This window comes from Bacillus sp. LR--39, assembly GCF_053613335.1.
This window is the reverse complement of the sequence record NZ_JBSIOT010000061.1, coordinates 1-1,993: the sequence shown is the minus strand read 5'-3', so window position 1 is coordinate 1,993 and position 1,993 is coordinate 1. Positions and strand designations below refer to the sequence as shown.

The following is a 1,993-nucleotide window of genomic DNA, read 5'->3' as shown; positions in this document are numbered from 1 at the left end:
ACACTGCTGCTCCTCCTTCTTCTATATGTGAAGTTTTCCAGAACATACAAGAAGAACGAACGGATGAAATCTAAAAGAACATATACTCTGAACCAAGAAGGAATTCGTATATGTTCTAAAAAATATGACCTCATTTTCAATTGGGATGAAATCACAGCTGTTTTCGAATATAAAAATATCTTCAGGGTCAATACATCAAGTGGCCAATATATTGCGATCCCAAAACGTTTTTTTCATTCCGAAGTGGAGATGAACAGATTCAAGGAGATTATCCTTAAAAATACCGAAACAAAAAAACTCAAATTTAAAAAGGATCAGCATTGACAGTGCTGATCCTTTTATATTGATTGGTGGGTTTCTTTTGCCTTTTGTTTATCTAAAAACGGCACCAGCTCTATTACAGCCGATAAACCCACTAACACGATGCACACAGCGACAATCAGCAAATAACCATGAGTCATGTCAAAAAACAAACCGCCCGCATACACGCTGAGAGCTCCGGCAACCTGATGGATAAAGAAATTGATGCCTAACAGCGATCCGATCAATCCTGTTTGATAGCTTTCCGAAATTGACGCCGCGGTCAGCGGGATCACGCCTGTGTAACTGAGCCCGAATAACAGGATAAACCCGAAGTACCAAAGGTCGCTGTGATGAATTCCGAGAATGGGAATGAGCAGGCAAATGAGGCTGAGCAGCCGAATGAAAAATAAGATGGATAGCATGACGCTTCTGCTGCCGAGGAGATCGGACAGCCAGCCTGCCAATAATCCGCCAATGATGATAAACGCCCCGAACGCGGCCATCATTCCGTTGACATGAGAGACATGTGCATCCTTCAGCATCGGAACGAGATGAGCATCAATAATTCCCATCGTAAATCCGCATGTAAACACGCCGAAGTACAGAATATGAATGAGACGAGACTGCTTTACCACGTTCCAAAATCCCCGCCAGTCATAAGATTTTTTCACTGATGGCGCTTGCACATGTGGCGGGTGTTTCATCCCGAAGGCAAGGAGCGGCAGCAGAACAGCCGCCATGACGATGCCCAAAATCGTATAGGTGCTCTGCCAGCCGGCATGATACGGAGCCGCAGCCCAAATGGGTGAGAGAAGCAGCAGGCCCGCAGAGTTGGCATTGGTCAAAATAGCAAGCGCCAGACCTTTGTGTGTGTCAAACCAACGGCTGATGAAATACTGGGTCGTCACGCCGACCGCACAGGAGTATCCGATTCCGCCAAGCACACCGTAAATGGCGGAAAACACATGAACATTCGGTGAATAAGGAAGCACCAAAAAGCTTGCGCTGATGCAAACAGCTCCAAGCGCCATAATTTTTCTGACACTGAAACGGTCGATGAAAAAACCGACAAAAAACTGGACGATGCCGGTTGTGATCATAAAAATGCTGACAGAAACCGAAATCAGCGACCTGTCGGCATGGAAGGCATCCGCCATTGGCAGCATAAAAAATTGAAAGGAATTTCTGAATGAGTTCATTCCGATGGCGAAAACAAACGTAAACAGCAATACAAACCATTTCATCCTGGGAGACGTGCGCATGTTTCGACCTGCCTTTATTTGAGTATTTCGACTATTATACCATGCAAAAATTGGCATTCAACACAAAAAAAGTGGAACAGCCGAAGCTGTCCGCTTTTGATCACGGTTGAATGATCGGATGCTGATTCAAGATCGCAAAAATCCGTTCTGCGACTTCTTCCGTTTGTGACAGCAGGAACATGTGTCCTCCGTCAAATTGATGGAATGTGATGTCTTTTGCCCACTTCTTCCAGCCTTCCGCATCTCGTATGCATTTTTTATCATCAAGCCCGTTAAAGACATGAACAGGCGACTGGATCTGGGCCAGATCGTAAAGCTCAAATTGTTCAAGAGCCCGGTAATCTGATCGGAAAGAAGGCAGGAAAAAGGACATGACCTCCTTATTTTCAACAAGCTCTGCGGGCATTCCGCCTAATTGGATAATATGA

The 1,993-nt window shown here is 45.2% G+C and carries 2 protein-coding genes and 1 pseudogene; 1 reads left to right on the top strand and 2 read right to left on the bottom strand.

Annotated features, from left to right (window positions below; all coding sequences use genetic code 11):
• A partial coding sequence (locus ACWHAR_RS20245; RefSeq protein WP_452087634.1) for a YcxB family protein occupies positions 1-324 on the top strand: 324 nt, incomplete at its 5' end.
• 14 nt (positions 325-338) lie between these two features.
• On the opposite strand, the gene ACWHAR_RS20240 is transcribed toward ACWHAR_RS20245, so the two are convergent.
• Positions 339-1,565 carry an MFS transporter gene (locus ACWHAR_RS20240; protein WP_452087633.1) on the bottom strand — a complete coding sequence of 409 codons (1,227 nt, stop codon included), beginning with the start codon at positions 1,563-1,565 and terminating at the stop codon, positions 339-341.
• A 100-nt stretch (positions 1,566-1,665) separates the two neighbouring features.
• A pseudogene (gene srfAD / locus ACWHAR_RS20235) lies at positions 1,666-1,993 on the bottom strand (surfactin biosynthesis thioesterase SrfAD); the annotation flags it as partial.